This window comes from Paenibacillus sp. EC2-1, from assembly GCF_049311625.1.
Taxonomy (GTDB): domain Bacteria; phylum Bacillota; class Bacilli; order Paenibacillales; family Paenibacillaceae; genus Paenibacillus_AQ.
This window is the reverse complement of record NZ_CP186006.1, coordinates 4,681,440-4,696,514: the sequence shown is the minus strand read 5'-3', so window position 1 is coordinate 4,696,514 and position 15,075 is coordinate 4,681,440. Positions and strand designations below refer to the sequence as shown.

Genomic DNA, 15,075 nt, shown 5'->3' with positions numbered 1-15,075 from the left:
TGGTAAATGGTACAAAAAATACGAATACGGAAGGGGGGATGAAGCATGATTACCGATCAGGAGCTATCTGAAAGAATGGCTGCGGGTGACCAAGATGCATTCGAGATGCTCGTGACCCGTTATCACGGCCCGCTGCTTAGTTATATATCCAATCAGTTGCAGGATCGTCAGAAAGCACAAGATATTGTACAGGAGACCTTTGTTAAGTTGATAAGGCATTATAGACAGCAGGGGGCTTTGGAGCACGTCAGATCTTGGCTCTACCGTGTTGCGCTAAATCAATGTAAGGACTATTGGAAGAGTTCGGTATACCGTTCAGAAGGGCTAGCCGGAGAAGAGTTCCCGGAACGTTCGGATCCATCCGTTGGTGCTGAAGAACTGGTAGAGAGGCAAGAGACGTCAATGGAGATTGCCGCATCACTTGAGAGTCTGCCTGCAGTCCAGAAGAACGTGGTTTCATTACGGTTCTTTCACGATATGAAGCTTCAGGAAATATCGGAATTGCTGGATATCCCCCTAAGTACAGTGAAGACACATTTATACAATGGATTGAGAAAATTGAAGAAAGTAATGACACTAGATCACTCTTACGCTCCGGCAGTTTCGGCTCGCTCCAGTGGGCCGCCAGGAAATTCCCGGAGGAAATCAGTGAGTGAAGAAGGTCGGCAAGTTGAACAAAAAGAAAGTGAGGTGTATTCCCATGGATCATCCTTCCGATAATGAATTGAGAAGACTTGAGGAGGAGCTAAGAGGCCCGCTAAAGGGTGCGGTTATGCCGCCACCGCTCCCAAGTGAAACGGCACAGTTGATCGCTTCACTACAAGGGGAATTTGACCAGCTTAAACTTGAGGTCTCACCTCCCCAGCTGGACTTTAACCCGCAGGTGGATCCCCCCTCACTGAAGCAGTTGTTACGAAGTCAGCTTCGTCTCAATCAGAAATCTATCCTGCTCGCTAGTGCTGCTGTGTTTAGCATGCTTATTCTTCTGGTTGATCCAGAGTATCCGCTTGATCAATTTGCCGGTATACCAGGGGGAATATTTCCACTTATCACACCACTGCTGCTGATTGCTTCGATGTTGTTTAGTAGCCGAACTTGGGACCGCGGAATGAGAGCGGTGGAGACGATCACCCCGTATCCACCAGCACTTGTGTTATACAGCCGCTTACTCATGGTTACTGGAATCGTGGTTGGTATGGCTCTGCTCAGCACTTTAGTGCTTGGCATACGGGCGATGAATGCGGAGACATCGAATTTTTTGTTTGGTCCCTTTGTACTTGAATGGATGGGAGTTCTACTTCTAACGGGCGGCGCTGCCATGTATATGATGTTCAGAAAAGGAATGGCTGCTTCTATTCTTTCCGCTATTCTAGTTTATGGCATGTGGATTGTGCTTCAAGGGCAGATCAATGGTTATGGAGTACCGCATGTTATCAAAACACCCGTAGATATAGGTATCCTTCTCATCGGTGCGCTGCTGTTAATTTTCTCCTATGGTCGGAGTCGTAAGGATAGCACGTTATCTGGGGGCGTGGCTCAATGATTAGTGTAGAAGGACTTGTTCGTCAGGCTGGCACTTATCGGCTGGAAATTGGCAAAGCCAGACTTCAAATGGGACTGAACCTAATTGTTGGAGCGAACGGAGCAGGTAAGACAACACTTATGGAAATACTCACGACGCTTCAGGCTCCAGATGAAGGGACAATATTGTACAAAGGGCGTAAGGCAACGGACCATCTGCCGCTGGTTCGCAGTCAGATCGGATATGTTCCATCTGATATTGAATTGTACGGAGATATGAAAGTAGGCAAATTATTGACCTATCTGGCTGAAATGAAGGGGATTTGTTCTCCAGAAATTATAGATCGATTAATGGAAGAATTTCGATTGGAGGCACACCGACGGACCAAAGTGAAGAATCTATCCCAAGGTGTACAGCGCAGAATAGCCGTGGTTCAGGCACTTTTGGCTTCGCCATCATTCTTATTTTTGGATGAACCCTTGAACGGTATGGACGCGGAAGAGCGCAAATTCTTAATTGCCTATTTAACCCGTTATGCAAAAGGGAGAATGGTGATTGTTGCGGCACATGAGCTGAATGAATGGGAGGACGCAACGGACACCGTAGTATGGCTCCATAAAGGACGAATTCGTTACAATGGCTCTCCACGAGCTTGGAAACTCGCTGCACCGTTGAAGGTGTGGGAGGGAGAGGTTAGTCTTAAAGAATTCGAGACCATTCCGGAACAAAGTATCATCCACTTCAGAATGTTGCCGCAAGGAGTTCGAGTAAGACGAATGGGCCACAGTGCGCCTGGACCGGGGTATTCAGAGAAGGAGCCTACTTTAGAAGATACCTTCTTCGTTCATATGGATGCACTAACCCAGCAACGAGCGTAACATAACAAAAACATCTCCAAATCAGGAGATGTTTTTTCGTTTGCTTATCTTACTCTTCCCATGTCTAGCTTTATAGATGAGGGATGCAACAAAAGAAGAGGGCCAAAACGCTAATTGAGTATTGAAATGAAGTTGTTCTTCCTGGTATGACATGCCTTCATAATATTGATTCTGGGTCTTGTTTTTTCGTCGCTGGTCTTCATTTATTGCTTTGATGTAATTATATTGGACGGGAATCATGATGAGGAAAAATAGAAACAGGACGCTAGCGATGATCCAAAGGGTAATGTCCATGGTATCGACTCCTTTTCCTGGGTACATATTACATTTTACGCTAATTGTAATGAATATGATAGCTTGAGACTTTATTTCCAGCGTTACTCTTACTATTCCTCTATCAGAGATGCTTCTCATGGGTATAAAAGACAAGAGGCAGTGCAATGTCTCTTCTTAGCGTACTATTTTCGTGGACAGTCTATTTACCTTGAAGGGAGAGATTGAAACATGAGAACGATAGGTGAGCAAGGAAATGAAAAGGTAGCTCTGATTACCGGAGCAGGTATTGGTATCGGTAGAGGAATTGCTAAAGTGTTAGCTCAGAAAGGGTACCGCTTGGCGCTTACTTATCATTCAAGTGAGGATGATATTCGTGAAGTGGAAGAAGATATTTCTCATATTTACGGCAAAGCCCCACTTATCATTCAGAGTGATCTAACAGTTAGAGGAGAAGCGGAGTCCGTAGTTAAGCAGACGATGGAAGAATTCGGCCGTATTGATCTGCTTGTTAACAATGCAGGGATCGGGAATCATGCTATTCTGACGGAGATGGAAGAAGACGCTATGGACATGGCGATTCAACTGGATTACAGAGCACCGATGCTGCTGAGTAAGTATGTAGTGCGAGAGATGATTGCGAATAAAATTCCGGGCAATGTCATCTTTATTACCTCATCCCGAGGAGAAAGAGCCTATCCGAAGGACAGTGTGTATGGCGGTATGAAAGCCGCGCTAATTCGTTCAGCCCAATCCCTTGCACTGGAATGGGCGCCATATGGCATTCGTGTTAACTGTGTAGCTCCAGGTGCTACAGTGAATCGATTAGATCAAAATGCTGAACAAGAGCCGCTAGGTAGAAAAATACCACTAGGTCGTATTGGAACACCATCCGATATCGGTGAGGCAATTGCTTGGCTCTCTTCTGATGCAGCATCCTATATTACAGGAATTAACCTGCGAATTGACGGAGGTCTAATCTTGCCAGGAATGCCAGAAGACACATCTCCAGAAGCGGGTTACGGATGGGGAACCGTGTATGCAGAATAAGCTAATTTCACTGTAGGCTCGCATCATTTTGACACAAAATAATTCCGATAAATGTAATGGGGATTAGACCTTTTCAAACGATGGAAAGTGTGAGAGAATGAGAGAAATTATTTCATCATAAATTTTCCATCGAGAGAAAAGGGAGGAAATATTCATGTCAGACGAACGCAAATTATCCATTGAAACGTTAGCCGTACACGCAGGTCAGGAGATTGATCCAACTACGATGTCACGGGCGGTCCCGCTGTACCAGACGACATCCTATGGATTCCGGGATAGCGAGCATGCAGCGAATCTGTTCTCGCTTAAAGAATTCGGTAACATCTACACTCGTATTATGAACCCGACAACGGATGTGTTCGAGCAGCGTATCGCTGCATTAGAGGGTGGAGCAGGTGCACTGGCTACAGCTTCTGGTCAGGCCGCGATTACGTTCTCAATTCTGAATATTGCGGGTGCTGGTGATGAGATTATCTCCTCCTCTAGCCTGTACGGTGGTACATATAATCTGTTTTCTAACACACTTGCTAAGCTAGGAATCAAAGTTCACTTCGTTGATTCATCCGATCCAGAGAATTACCGTAAATATATTAACGATAAGACTAAAGCTTTGTATGCTGAGACCATTGGAAACCCACAGGGGAATGTTTTGGATGTAGAAGCTTTAGCGAATATTGCCCATGAGAATGGAATTCCGCTTATCGTAGATAATACATTCCCAAGCCCATATCTGCTTCGCCCTATTGAGCATGGTGCAGACATTGTGGTGCATTCCGCAACGAAATTTATTGGTGGTCACGGTACTTCTATCGGCGGTGTTATCGTGGATGGCGGTAAATTCGACTGGGCTGCAAGTGGTAAATTCCCGGGATTGACAGAGCCAGATCCAAGTTACCATGGCGTGGTCTACACAGAAGCGGTTGGACCTATTGCATACATTATCAAAGCGCGCGTACAGTTACTTCGTGACATCGGGGCTTCCATTTCTCCATTCAACTCCTGGATGCTTCTTCAAGGTCTTGAAACCTTGCATCTACGTATGGAGCGCCATAGTGAAAATGCCCTTAAAGTTGCTCAGTACTTAGAAAACCATGATGCTGTGGAGTGGGTGAGCTACACAGGCTTGCCGAGCCATCCATCGTATGAGCTCGCTAAGAAGTACTTGCCGAAGGGTCAAGGTGCTATTTTAACATTTGGTATCAAAGGTGGAACAGAAGCAGGACGTAAAGTGATTGAGAATGTAAAACTATTCTCCCACCTTGCTAACGTCGGTGATTCGAAGTCGTTAATTATTCATCCTGCGAGCACAACCCATCAGCAGTTAACGGAAGAAGAGCAAGTTTCAGCAGGTGTAAACCCTGAACTTCTCCGCATTTCGGTAGGAACGGAATCGATTGATGATATTTTGTATGATTTGGAGCAGGCACTGACGGCAAGTCAACAATAATGAGTTCATTAATGTAATCATAAGTATTTTCAAGGGCATTTTCCTCAGCATTGAGGAGAATGCCTTTTTATATATTTCCAGCACTGAAAAAACAGTTGATCTGTATATTTCTAGCTTCTTCATAATAATCTTTAGGGAAGGTGACAGAACCACCAATTCAAGTGAAAAGGGGTAGAAGAAAAATCATGACCGAGGGGAAACGGGGAAATGGCACTGAATTGGGGAAGCGCTTTTATGATATGTTCAGCAGAAATGATCGGGAACGCTCAGCAGGAAATATAAACGGTATTGATTTATTAAGTGAATTGACAGCGACCGGCGGGGTTACTCATGAAGAGGCTCTACTGTTACTGGCAGCTCCCGAAGATATAGAAGAACTTATACGAAAAAAAGAGGCCTCCGGTAAAGATCAATCCTCTCTTGAGCGATTGCTTCTACGGAGTGATGAGAAGCGAAGATTAAAAGTATTGATTCGTGCGGATGATGTGGGGCAGGTAACCTCAGGAATGAAAAGAGGTGCCCAAGGCATTGGACTGCTGCGAGGAGAAGCCATACTTTACAACAATACACGATTATATGAAATTTATTGCGACTGGCTTAAAAGTGAGGAGGAAATAGAGAGACAGCACTATCGTCTACGTCTAATTTCACTCTGGACCGAGGAGTGGGTGGCTGTTCTTCAAGCTGTGGGTGAATCGTTGTGTGCCGTAAGTCTGGCATGGGATACAGCTATAGCATGCAGACCTGAGATCCGGCATGATCTGCAGGATATACAACTTGAATCATTATATCGTGCGTTGGCGAGATGCCATGAAGCAGGCTTGGATAGTCGGTTAGAGCTGTTAGCTCTATGGCCTGCTGATACAGCAGATTTCATCGCAGCACATGATTTTATTGAAGAGGTTGGAAAGCAGACACTTTGTCATGTGAAGCCTTCTGTTGTTCCTAAAATCGGAGCCCTGCTTCACCCTAAGATTGCACCAGTGGATGCGGCAGAAATCGCTCGATTAGCGGATGTTATTGTTGTAGATACAGAAAAGCAATCGGAGTTACATCGGTTCGATGAGGAAAGTTCATTCCGAGCAACGGACAGTTTCAAGATGGATGAACCGATAACAGACTGGGCTAGTCCGGCCTTGCTTGGGTCTAATTTGGAAGAGATTCTGCTCCGTATTCGTCGTGTTAAGCCTCATATGGTCATTCGAGTAAGCGGGGAAGTTACAGTATCAGATTTACGGAGAGTGTACCGGCTTGGCATATCGGAAGTATGTTGTGCACTTGACTTGGTGGCGGCAGTTCGTATTGCAGGGATCCGCTTGGAATGGATGTTAAGTCGTCTTCCAACTGCAGAAGAGGCATAGGAAATGAGAGTTTGAATAAGCGAGTTATCTTTCTAAGAGCAATGAGTAATGAGTCCATGTGATTACAACATTCGCATGGACTTTTTGCTCTACATCACTCGGACAAGCTTTGAAAAAAAAATCACCAATGAATAAGCGAATGTAGGTTTACAAATAGGCAGGTTATGGGTATGATAAAAGTATAAAGTTGGTCTAAGGAAAATAAATTGTATAAGGACAAAAATGATTCTCATTCTCATTTAGCATGCTGCTCCGGCTTAGCCGGGGCAGCATGTGTCATTTTAAGGGGAATAAGAATGGATCTCATTCTCAAATAGGAGTTGATTAACGATGCAAATGGTACAGAGTGGACAGATTGGAGACTTGTCGTCGGTAGAGAACGGAGCAGGCCCACAAAGGCCTCGTCATTCGGGTGGATGGGACTTGAAGAGCTTACTTAGCAATCCGGAGGTGCTAGCAGCACTTGGAAGCGGTGTTCTCATGCTTGCCGCATGGGCAGTGAGCCAGTGGTCAGAATCTCTATCTGTTATTTTATACGTAGTCTCATATACGATAGGGGGCTGGATCAAGGCTAAAGAAGGTGTTAAGACACTTCTCATTGAACGTGATCTGGATGTTAATTTGTTAATGATTGCTGCTGCGCTGGGAGCTGCGACGATCGGTTACTGGAATGAAGGGGCGATGCTGATCTTTATCTTTGCGCTAAGTGGTGCATTGGAAAGCTACACCATGCAGCGTAGTCGCAAGGACATTTCTTCACTGATGGAGCTTCAGCCTGAGACGGCACTTCGTATTGAGAATGGTGAGATGGTGTCGATCTCCATTGATCAATTGGAGCTTGGCGATCTCATCCTTGTTAAACCGGGTGAGCTTGTACCTGCTGATGGTAAGGTTTATCGAGGAGGCTCTTCTGTGAATCAGTCCTCCATCACGGGGGAATCCATTCCCGTAGATAAGGTGGTAGGGGATGAGGTATTTGCTGGGACGCTTAATGGTGAAGGTGTGTTATATGTAGAAGTTACACAGTCTGCAGACCAGACTCTTTTTGCCAAAATCATTAAATTAGTCGAGGAAGCAGAGAGTGAAGTTCCGGAATCGGAGCGCTTCATCAAGCGTTTCGAATCGATTTATGCCAAAGTGGTGGTCCTCGTAACGATGGGATTAATTTTATTAACCACACCGCTGCTCGGTTGGGATTGGAGTACTTCATTCTATAAAGCAATGGTATTTCTAGTTGTTGCTTCACCATGTGCACTAGTGTCTTCCATTATGCCTGCCATGCTGTCTGCGATCTCGAATCGTGCCCGCAAAGGGGTATTGTTTAAAGGTGGAGCCCATATTGAGAATATGGCCCGAACTGCGGTTGTGGCATTCGATAAGACGGGAACATTGACGCTGGGAGCACCGATTGTCACTGACTTTATTGTTGGTGAAGGAATGTCGCGTGAAGAGTTACTCTGTATTTGTGCATCCGTAGAGAGTATGTCTAAGCATCCGCTTGCCATGGCAATTGTTCAGCTGGCGAAAGAGGAAGGCGCAGTGCTCCATCCAGCTGAGAACGCACAGTCTATAACGGGATGGGGCATGCAGGCTGAGGTTCAAGGGAAGGTGTGGAAGATCGGAAAGAGTGATGTTCTGGATTTAGAAGAATATAAAACCTATGCTGCTTCTTTGGGGCCCGGAGTGGAAGGAGCATCGGATCAGGATTGGGCCTCTATCCGCTCGGAACTAGAATCTGAAGGAAAGACGGTATCGGTTGTCCTCGTAGATAACCGGGTGATCGGAATGATCGCTATGCAGGATGCAGTGCGTCCGCAAGCGGCAGCAGCTGTGAAGCAGCTTCAACAGCTTGGGATTAAAGTAGCTATGTTAACGGGTGACCGCAGCGCAACCGCTCAAGTCATTGCGAAGCAGACGGGGGTTGATATGGTTTTCTCTGATTTGCTGCCCGAGGATAAAGTTGAACATTTGAAGAATCTGCGTGAACAGTATGGGCATGTCGTTATGGTGGGCGATGGAGTGAATGATGCGCCTGCTTTAGCAACTGCAACAGTTGGTATCGGCATGGGAGTTACCGGCAGCGGAACAGCGCTGGAGGTGGCAGATGCGGTGTTGATGAATGATAATATTGAGGAAATTGCAGGAACCGTTAAGCTAGCTCGTAAGACTCAGCGAATTGTGAAGCAAAATATGGTGTTTGCGATCACCGTAATTCTTACGTTAATTGTTGCGAATTTTCTCCAAGGCGTCGCTCTTCCACTAGGCGTAATTGGCCATGAAGGCAGTACGATTCTGGTTATTCTGAACGGATTGCGTCTGCTACGCACAACTTAGATATGTAGCTATAAGCACGAAAGGGCACTTCACTTGATAGAGTGAAGCTGCTCTTTTTTTGTATGAGATAAGCATTGGAGTGTGTTTACAAATCATGGGGTTGACATGTATTATCTTATGCAAATTGCTTTAGGACAAATAGAGGGGGGATGTTATGATTCCATTTTATTGTGATATACAAGGAGAAGCTTATAGACGTTTGATTGATTATGTTGTGGAACGGTCTAAGTTTTTTGTGCTAGCAACCCGCCATAGTTTAGGCCTTTCTGAGAAGGGGGAGCGGGCACTCACCGCATTAAAGCCCTTTTTGATTGAGACACGTCATATGGGGGAGATGATGCCGGACAATGCTATAGCCTACAGCAAAGGAACCTATTATATATACAAATGCTGCCCGGAAGCCGGGAAAGTGCTGAAAGACACGGCAAACAGTCTGTTTGAGTGGCAGAATTCACATCTTCCGGAAGATCTAAGCTTTTGGGATGAACAGAAACGAGACTTTTTGTACAATATCGCACATGAGCAAATGGCTGGCATGAAGTTGGATAAAGCGGAAGCGGAAGATCTGGCTCAATCCATTCCTGGTTTGTTCTTTGATCGTCGTGAATACAAGCAGAATTTTGAGCTTTTTATAGAGGATGCCGCATACCATCAGCCTTCGAAGCTATCCATTGAGGCTTATGGAATCAAAGAGATTCCAGAACGCATCTCGGAGCTTAAGGGTTTGAAAGATTTGTACATTTTTGAGCAGGATGTTCGTAGACTACCGAGATCACTGTTTGATCTGACGACACTGGAGAGACTCACGATTTATACGGCGGATCTGGAGGGGATATCTGCAGATATCAGCAAGCTGATCCACTTAAAGAGCTTAACCGTCTATTGTGGGAGCTATCATACGATTACCGATTTATCCATTATGATTCCAAAAAGTGATATTTCCCTGACGAAGCTTCCACCGGAAATCGGCAAGCTTACGAATCTGGAGAGTTTGGACATTTGCTACACAGCCATATCGGAGCTGCCAGTGGAGATGGAATCCTTAGTAAACCTGCGGTCATTATCGCTGAACAATAATATGTTAAAGGAAAAGCCTGCATTCTTGAGTAAGCTCACAAACTTAAAGTATATTAATTTAGACAAAAATCCTTTTTGTGAGGATGTAGAATCATGATCCATCCATATTGGTTAAATAATTCAATGAAATTTGGGGGCAACAGCGATGGTAGAAACGTTTCGTACGCGGAGCGACTTTTACGTAAAAGAAGAAGCTACCCCTCTAGATCTAATGATCTTTTGGGACAGCCCCTTTGCGATATAGATATTCTCTAACAAAACGTCAGAATGACAAAGTTGATTGTTGCACTATGGAATTTCATGTTTCATTTTTTGTCAAAAAAAGATAACCATGATGAGCTGAAAAATAGCGTATGCACCGATTCCCGCACCAATAAGCGTAAGACCTGCTTTTTTCTTTCCTTGAAAGAGACGTAGAATAGCTAAGCTGAACAGTGGCGCAATAACTAAGAGAAATAGCAGCACGGTAACAAACATTTGTGCCGTAATATCCGAAGTATCGACATAAGTCATGAAACGTTCCTCTCCTATCTGAATCTTCCCGTATAGATTTCGTGTTTCGAAGTGACATATATCACACATATATGAAATCCATTATATAGGAAACAGATGGATATTACCTTAGTTACGAAATAAAAAATGAGGCGAAATTACGTCAATTTACAGGCATTGACACACGTACCGGCCCGAGAAAATGCGAAATAGCTGAGTAAGCAGCTCCAATGACTGTAGATCGACTGCCTAGTTCCGCAAAGCGTATTTCCATTCGTTCACGGTGATAGGGAAGGGTTCGCTTAGAGACGACTTGCTCGATCGTATCTTGAATCCATTCACGCGCATCCGACAACGGGCCTCCGATAACAACCGACTGAGGGTTAAAGCCGTTCACGAGATTTGTAATACCAACCCCGAGGTAACGACCAATATTTTCAAAATGAGCAATCGTATTATCATGCCCTTGTTCAGCATACTTCACTAAATCCAATGTTCGGCGTGAAGGGAGAGAAGCATCAAGAGAATTATAGGTTTTCTCCGACGCATATAGCTCCCAGCATCCACGATTACCACATGAGCACGCCTTCCCGTCTGCTTCGATCGTCATATGTCCAGTTTCCCCGGCATAGCCTCGTGCTCCCTTGTAGAGCTCTCCATTGATAATAATCCCTGACCCTATACCGCTTCCAGCACTAATATACAGCAGATGCTGTGCGTCACGACCGGCCCCAAATCGAAGCTCACCCTGGGCTCCAGCGTTAGCTTCATTATCAATCGTGACCGGCACACCGACTTCATCTTCAAGGAGTTGCCGTAGTGGAACCATCTCCCACCCCAGGTTAGGAGCAAATAGAACAGTACCATCACTGTCTACCATACCAGGTACACCTACGCCGACGCCTACGATCCCGTAGTGGGAAGGGGGTACAAGTTGCATGAGACCTTTAATCAACTGCACCATACGATTTAACACAGATGACACATCGTGATGTTCCAGCAAGCATTCATTCTCTGCAATGATTCTTCCTTCTAGATCCGTCAGGATTGCGACCATCTGCTTAAGGCGAATTTCTACCCCTACGGCATAACCTGCTTTTCCATTAAACAGTAGCATGCGTGGTTTACGACCGCCGCTTGATTCACCAGGTCCGCTCTCTAATAAGAGATGTTTCTCGCACAGCTCAAGCACAAGATTCGATACTGTTGCTTTATTAAGCCCAGTCAATTCGGATACTTTGACACGGGATAGAGGGGAATAGCGGATAATCGTATTCAGTACGATAGACATATTTATCTTCTTAACCAGTGCTTGATCACCAGTGATGTTTGTCATGGTAAACCCATCCTTCAGTAGTCAAATAGAACGTAATATATGCTCATAGTCTAGGGGGAAGATTATAAAATTGCAACAGATAGAGGAGAGAATCAACGATAATTCACGGTCTAATATAACAGGGAATGAATACCAAAATATCAACTTAGTTTAACCAATAGACAAAGTTAGAGGGATGTGTTAGGATTGCGTTGTAAGCGTTAACTTTCAACCACAATCTAAAGCAAATAGGAGGATTTATCTCATGGCCTATTTTACCAACGTGAATAAGATCGAATTCGAAGGAAGCAAATCAACGAATCCATATGCTTTTAAATTTTATAATCCGAAAGAGGTTGTAGCCGGCAAAACGATGGAAGAACATCTTCGTTTCGCTATGGCTTACTGGCATACACTTACTGCTGGCGGATCTGATCCGTTTGGAGCGGATACAGCAGTTCGTCCTTGGGGCAATTACTCCGGCATGGATCTTGCGAAAGCGCGTGTAGAAGCCGGTTTTGAATTCATGGATAAATTGAACATGCCGTTCTTCTGCTTCCATGATGTAGATATCGCCCCAGAGGGAAATAATCTGCGTGAATTCTATAGCAACATCGATACAATCGTAGACATGATTGAAGACCATATGAAATCGACAGGTAAGAAACTTCTGTGGAACACGGCGAATATGTTCACGAATCCACGCTATATGCACGGTGCAGGAACTACCTGCAATGCAGATGTATATGCCCATGCAGCTGCACAAGTGAAGAAGGGGCTGGAAGTGGGTAAACGCCTCGGAGCTGAGAACTATGTATTCTGGGGAGGCCGTGAAGGTTATGAGACGCTGCTGAACACGGATATGGGTCTTGAGCTTGATAACCTGGCTCGTCTGTTCAATATGGCGATTGACTATGCTAAGGAGATCGGATTTGACGCTCAGTTCTTGATCGAGCCTAAGCCTAAAGAACCGACGAAGCACCAATATGACTTTGATGCCGCTACAACAATTGCATTCTTGCAAAAATACGGCCTTGATAAGCACTTCAAATTGAACCTTGAAGCGAACCATGCAACACTCGCTGGTCACACGTTTGAACACGAGCTTCGCGTAGCTCGCTTGAACGGTATGCTGGGCTCGCTGGATGCGAACCAAGGGGACATGCTGATTGGCTGGGATACAGATGAGTTCCCGGTAAACATTTATGATGCAACACTCACTCTGTATGAAGTGCTCATGAATGATGGCCTTGGCCGTGGTGGTGTGAACTTTGACGCGAAGGTGCGTCGTCCATCCTTCGAGCCTGAGGATCTGTTCCTTGCACATATTGCAGGTATGGACACTTATGCAAAAGGTCTTAAAGTAGCAGCCAAGTTAATTGAAGACCGTGTCTTCGAAGACTTTATCGCGAAACGCTACAGCAGCTTCACGGAAGGAATCGGTGCGGACGTAGTATCGGGTAAAGCGACCTTGGCTTCCTTGGCTGAGTATGCATTGAACAACGAGACACCTCGTAAGAATGAATCTGGTCGCCAAGAAATGCTTAAGGGCCTGCTTAACCAGTACATTCTTGCTAACTAAACCTGATGGAATATGCCTACTCGGCGTATGCTCTATGAGAAATGATTAACTTCACCGGCTCCCCTAAGGGAAGCCGGTGAAGCTGTTTCACCCCAAAGGTTTCAGCAGAGTGGATCCAGGGATCTAACTTGCTGCGACTAACCAATGAGGAGGAATTAAGATGAGTTATGTGATCGGAGTCGATCTTGGCACAAGTGCAGTAAAGACGGTGCTCGTAGATCGCGGTGGGAAAGTGGTAGCAGAGCATTCGGAAGCCTACCCGCTGAGTCAACCAAAACCAGGTTATAGTGAACAGCGCCCGGAAGATTGGGTAGAGAAGACACTCCTTTCTTTAAAGCGTTTAATAGAAGAGAACGCGATTGAACCCTCTCACATTGAAGGGCTGAGCTTCTCAGGACAGATGCACGGTTTGGTTCTGTTAGATGAGGAGGGCAAGGTGCTTCGTCCAGCAATTCTTTGGAACGACACCCGGACGACAGAACAATGCCGACGAATAGAGGATGCGCTTGGAGATAAGCTTCTTCGTATTACGCGCAATCGTGCACTGGAAGGCTTTACGCTTCCTAAGATCCTCTGGGTACAGGAACATGAACCTGACATTCTAACACAAGCGGCTGTATTTCTGTTACCGAAGGATTATGTGCGTTACTGCTTAACTGGACATATTGCTATGGATTATTCGGATGCCGCAGGAACATTGCTGCTGGATGTGACCGGAAAAGCCTGGAGTACTGATATTTTGGATACATTCCATTTACCACATTCCATCTGCCCTCCACTAGTGGAATCATTCGACCTAAGCGGAACGCTACTTCCGGAGATCGCGGAGCAATCCGGGCTTTTAGAGGCTACGAAAGTATTTGCTGGTGGGGCTGATAATGCTTGCGGTGCAATTGGTGCAGGCATTCTTGCTGAAGGGCAGACCATGTGCAGTATAGGAACGTCTGGTGTGGTGCTTTCTTACGAGGAGCGTAAAGAGGTGGATTTCGAAGGCAAAGTGCATTTTTTTAATCACAGTGAGAAAGATGCATACTACATTATGGGCGTAACCCTTGCGGCAGGATACAGTCTGGAATGGTTTAAAAGAACGTTTGCTCCTGACATATCCTTTGATGAATTGTTAGGTGGGATTCATGAAATTCCAGCCGGCAGTAGAGGACTTCTGTTCACACCATATATTGTGGGTGAGCGTACGCCACATCCGGATGCAAATATTCGTGGTAGCTTTATTGGCATGGATGCAGGACATAGGCTCCCACATTTCGCACGCGCCGTACTTGAAGGCATTACATTCTCGTTACGTGAATCCATCGATATTTTACGAGCTTCTGGTAAAATCATCGACACCGTGATTTCAATTGGCGGTGGTGCTAAGAATGACAGCTGGCTCCAGATGCAAGCCGATATCTTTAATGCTGCGATTGTAAAGCTTGAAAGCGAGCAAGGGCCTGCGATGGGCGCTGCTATGCTAGCAGCATACGGTTGCGGCTGGTTCCCGAGTCTGCAGGAGTGTGCATCTGCATTCTTACGTCCGGCACAGAAATACGAGCCGAATCCGGATAACGTGGCGAAGTATAATGCATTGTTTGCGTCTTATCAGCGCGTGTATGGAACAACACGCGAGGTGTGTGAGCAGTTAATGGAACACCGGTGATTCATTGCTATTGCAGATATTTACGCTGTCCCTGGTTAGGGGCGGCGTTTTTTTGTCTGGACAAGACAGGTCTATTTTCATAATTTCAAA

General features: G+C 45.5%; 13 protein-coding genes. 10 read left to right on the top strand and 3 right to left on the bottom strand.

Annotated elements, in window-relative coordinates:
* The first annotated feature begins 45 nt into the window (after positions 1-45).
* The 3 genes from ACK8P5_RS22075 to ACK8P5_RS22065 are packed head-to-tail and all read left to right on the top strand — an operon-like array spanning position 46 to position 2,400.
* Positions 46-720 (top strand): RNA polymerase sigma factor, encoded by a 675-nt coding sequence (locus ACK8P5_RS22075; RefSeq protein WP_422658364.1) that lies wholly within the window; start codon positions 46-48, stop codon positions 718-720.
* The gene (locus ACK8P5_RS22070; RefSeq protein ID WP_422658363.1) at positions 701-1,543 is read left to right on the top strand and encodes a hypothetical protein; all 843 of its coding nucleotides are present in this window, start codon (positions 701-703) and stop codon (positions 1,541-1,543) included. Before ACK8P5_RS22075 ends, ACK8P5_RS22070 begins: the two co-directional genes overlap by 20 nt.
* Entirely contained in the window at positions 1,540-2,400 is an 861-nt protein-coding gene (locus tag ACK8P5_RS22065) for an ABC transporter ATP-binding protein (RefSeq protein ID WP_422658362.1), read from the top strand. Before ACK8P5_RS22070 ends, ACK8P5_RS22065 begins: the two co-directional genes overlap by 4 nt.
* A 21-nt stretch (positions 2,401-2,421) precedes the next feature.
* Here ACK8P5_RS22065 and ACK8P5_RS22060 read toward each other — a convergent pair whose 3' ends face one another.
* Complete coding sequence (locus ACK8P5_RS22060; protein WP_422661548.1) at positions 2,422-2,640, bottom strand: DUF3949 domain-containing protein; 219 nt, start codon at positions 2,638-2,640, stop codon at positions 2,422-2,424.
* Positions 2,641-2,904: 264 nt separating this feature from the next.
* Between ACK8P5_RS22060 and ACK8P5_RS22055 the strand changes: the two genes are divergently transcribed.
* The 5 genes from ACK8P5_RS22055 (at position 2,905) to ACK8P5_RS22035 (ending at position 10,039) form a co-directional block, all read left to right on the top strand.
* A complete protein-coding gene (locus tag ACK8P5_RS22055; protein WP_422658361.1) occupies positions 2,905-3,723 on the top strand; it encodes an SDR family NAD(P)-dependent oxidoreductase in 819 nt (272 codons plus the stop codon).
* A gap of 154 nt (positions 3,724-3,877) precedes the next feature.
* The gene (locus ACK8P5_RS22050) at positions 3,878-5,170 is read left to right on the top strand and encodes a homocysteine synthase (RefSeq protein WP_422658360.1); all 1,293 of its coding nucleotides are present in this window, start codon (positions 3,878-3,880) and stop codon (positions 5,168-5,170) included.
* 161 nt (positions 5,171-5,331) lie between these two features.
* A complete protein-coding gene (locus ACK8P5_RS22045) occupies positions 5,332-6,531 on the top strand; it encodes a PEP-utilizing enzyme, TIM barrel domain protein (RefSeq protein ID WP_422658359.1) in 1,200 nt (399 codons plus the stop codon).
* A gap of 330 nt (positions 6,532-6,861) precedes the next feature.
* Entirely contained in the window at positions 6,862-8,865 is a 2,004-nt protein-coding gene (locus tag ACK8P5_RS22040; RefSeq protein ID WP_422658358.1) for a heavy metal translocating P-type ATPase, read from the top strand.
* 154 nt (positions 8,866-9,019) lie between these two features.
* Entirely contained in the window at positions 9,020-10,039 is a 1,020-nt protein-coding gene (locus ACK8P5_RS22035) for a leucine-rich repeat domain-containing protein (RefSeq protein ID WP_422658357.1), read from the top strand.
* A gap of 218 nt (positions 10,040-10,257) precedes the next feature.
* Here the strand turns inward: ACK8P5_RS22035 and ACK8P5_RS22030 are convergent, their stop codons facing one another.
* Entirely contained in the window at positions 10,258-10,455 is a 198-nt protein-coding gene (locus ACK8P5_RS22030; protein WP_422658356.1) for a hypothetical protein, read from the bottom strand.
* A gap of 142 nt (positions 10,456-10,597) precedes the next feature.
* A complete protein-coding gene (locus tag ACK8P5_RS22025; RefSeq protein WP_422658355.1) occupies positions 10,598-11,770 on the bottom strand; it encodes an ROK family protein in 1,173 nt (390 codons plus the stop codon).
* 244 nt (positions 11,771-12,014) lie between these two features.
* Here ACK8P5_RS22025 and xylA point away from each other — a divergent pair, with 244 nt between their 5' ends.
* Together xylA and xylB are read left to right on the top strand one after the other, a co-directional pair.
* Entirely contained in the window at positions 12,015-13,331 is a 1,317-nt protein-coding gene (gene xylA / locus ACK8P5_RS22020; RefSeq protein WP_422658354.1) for a xylose isomerase, read from the top strand.
* Positions 13,332-13,491: 160 nt separating this feature from the next.
* Positions 13,492-14,985 carry a xylulokinase gene (xylB, locus tag ACK8P5_RS22015; protein WP_422658353.1) on the top strand — a complete coding sequence of 498 codons (1,494 nt, stop codon included), beginning with the start codon at positions 13,492-13,494 and terminating at the stop codon, positions 14,983-14,985.
* Positions 14,986-15,075: the final 90 nt, after the last annotated feature.

Bases quoted from the DNA above. Each gene is read 5' to 3' on its own strand.
- ACK8P5_RS22075 (WP_422658364.1), top strand. From the start codon at position 46: ATGATTACCGATCAGGAGCTATCTGAAAGAATGGCTGCGGGTGACCAA.
- ACK8P5_RS22070 (WP_422658363.1), top strand. From the start codon at position 701: ATGGATCATCCTTCCGATAATGAATTGAGAAGACTTGAGGAGGAGCTA.
- ACK8P5_RS22065 (WP_422658362.1), top strand. From the start codon at position 1,540: ATGATTAGTGTAGAAGGACTTGTTCGTCAGGCTGGCACTTATCGGCTG.
- ACK8P5_RS22060 (WP_422661548.1), bottom strand. From the start codon at position 2,640: ATGATTCCCGTCCAATATAATTACATCAAAGCAATAAATGAAGACCAG.
- ACK8P5_RS22055 (WP_422658361.1), top strand. From the start codon at position 2,905: ATGAGAACGATAGGTGAGCAAGGAAATGAAAAGGTAGCTCTGATTACC.
- ACK8P5_RS22050 (WP_422658360.1), top strand. From the start codon at position 3,878: ATGTCAGACGAACGCAAATTATCCATTGAAACGTTAGCCGTACACGCA.
- ACK8P5_RS22040 (WP_422658358.1), top strand. From the start codon at position 6,862: ATGCAAATGGTACAGAGTGGACAGATTGGAGACTTGTCGTCGGTAGAG.
- ACK8P5_RS22035 (WP_422658357.1), top strand. From the start codon at position 9,020: ATGATTCCATTTTATTGTGATATACAAGGAGAAGCTTATAGACGTTTG.
- ACK8P5_RS22030 (WP_422658356.1), bottom strand. From the start codon at position 10,455: ATGACTTATGTCGATACTTCGGATATTACGGCACAAATGTTTGTTACC.
- ACK8P5_RS22025 (WP_422658355.1), bottom strand. From the start codon at position 11,770: ATGACAAACATCACTGGTGATCAAGCACTGGTTAAGAAGATAAATATG.
- xylA (WP_422658354.1), top strand. From the start codon at position 12,015: ATGGCCTATTTTACCAACGTGAATAAGATCGAATTCGAAGGAAGCAAA.
- xylB (WP_422658353.1), top strand. From the start codon at position 13,492: ATGAGTTATGTGATCGGAGTCGATCTTGGCACAAGTGCAGTAAAGACG.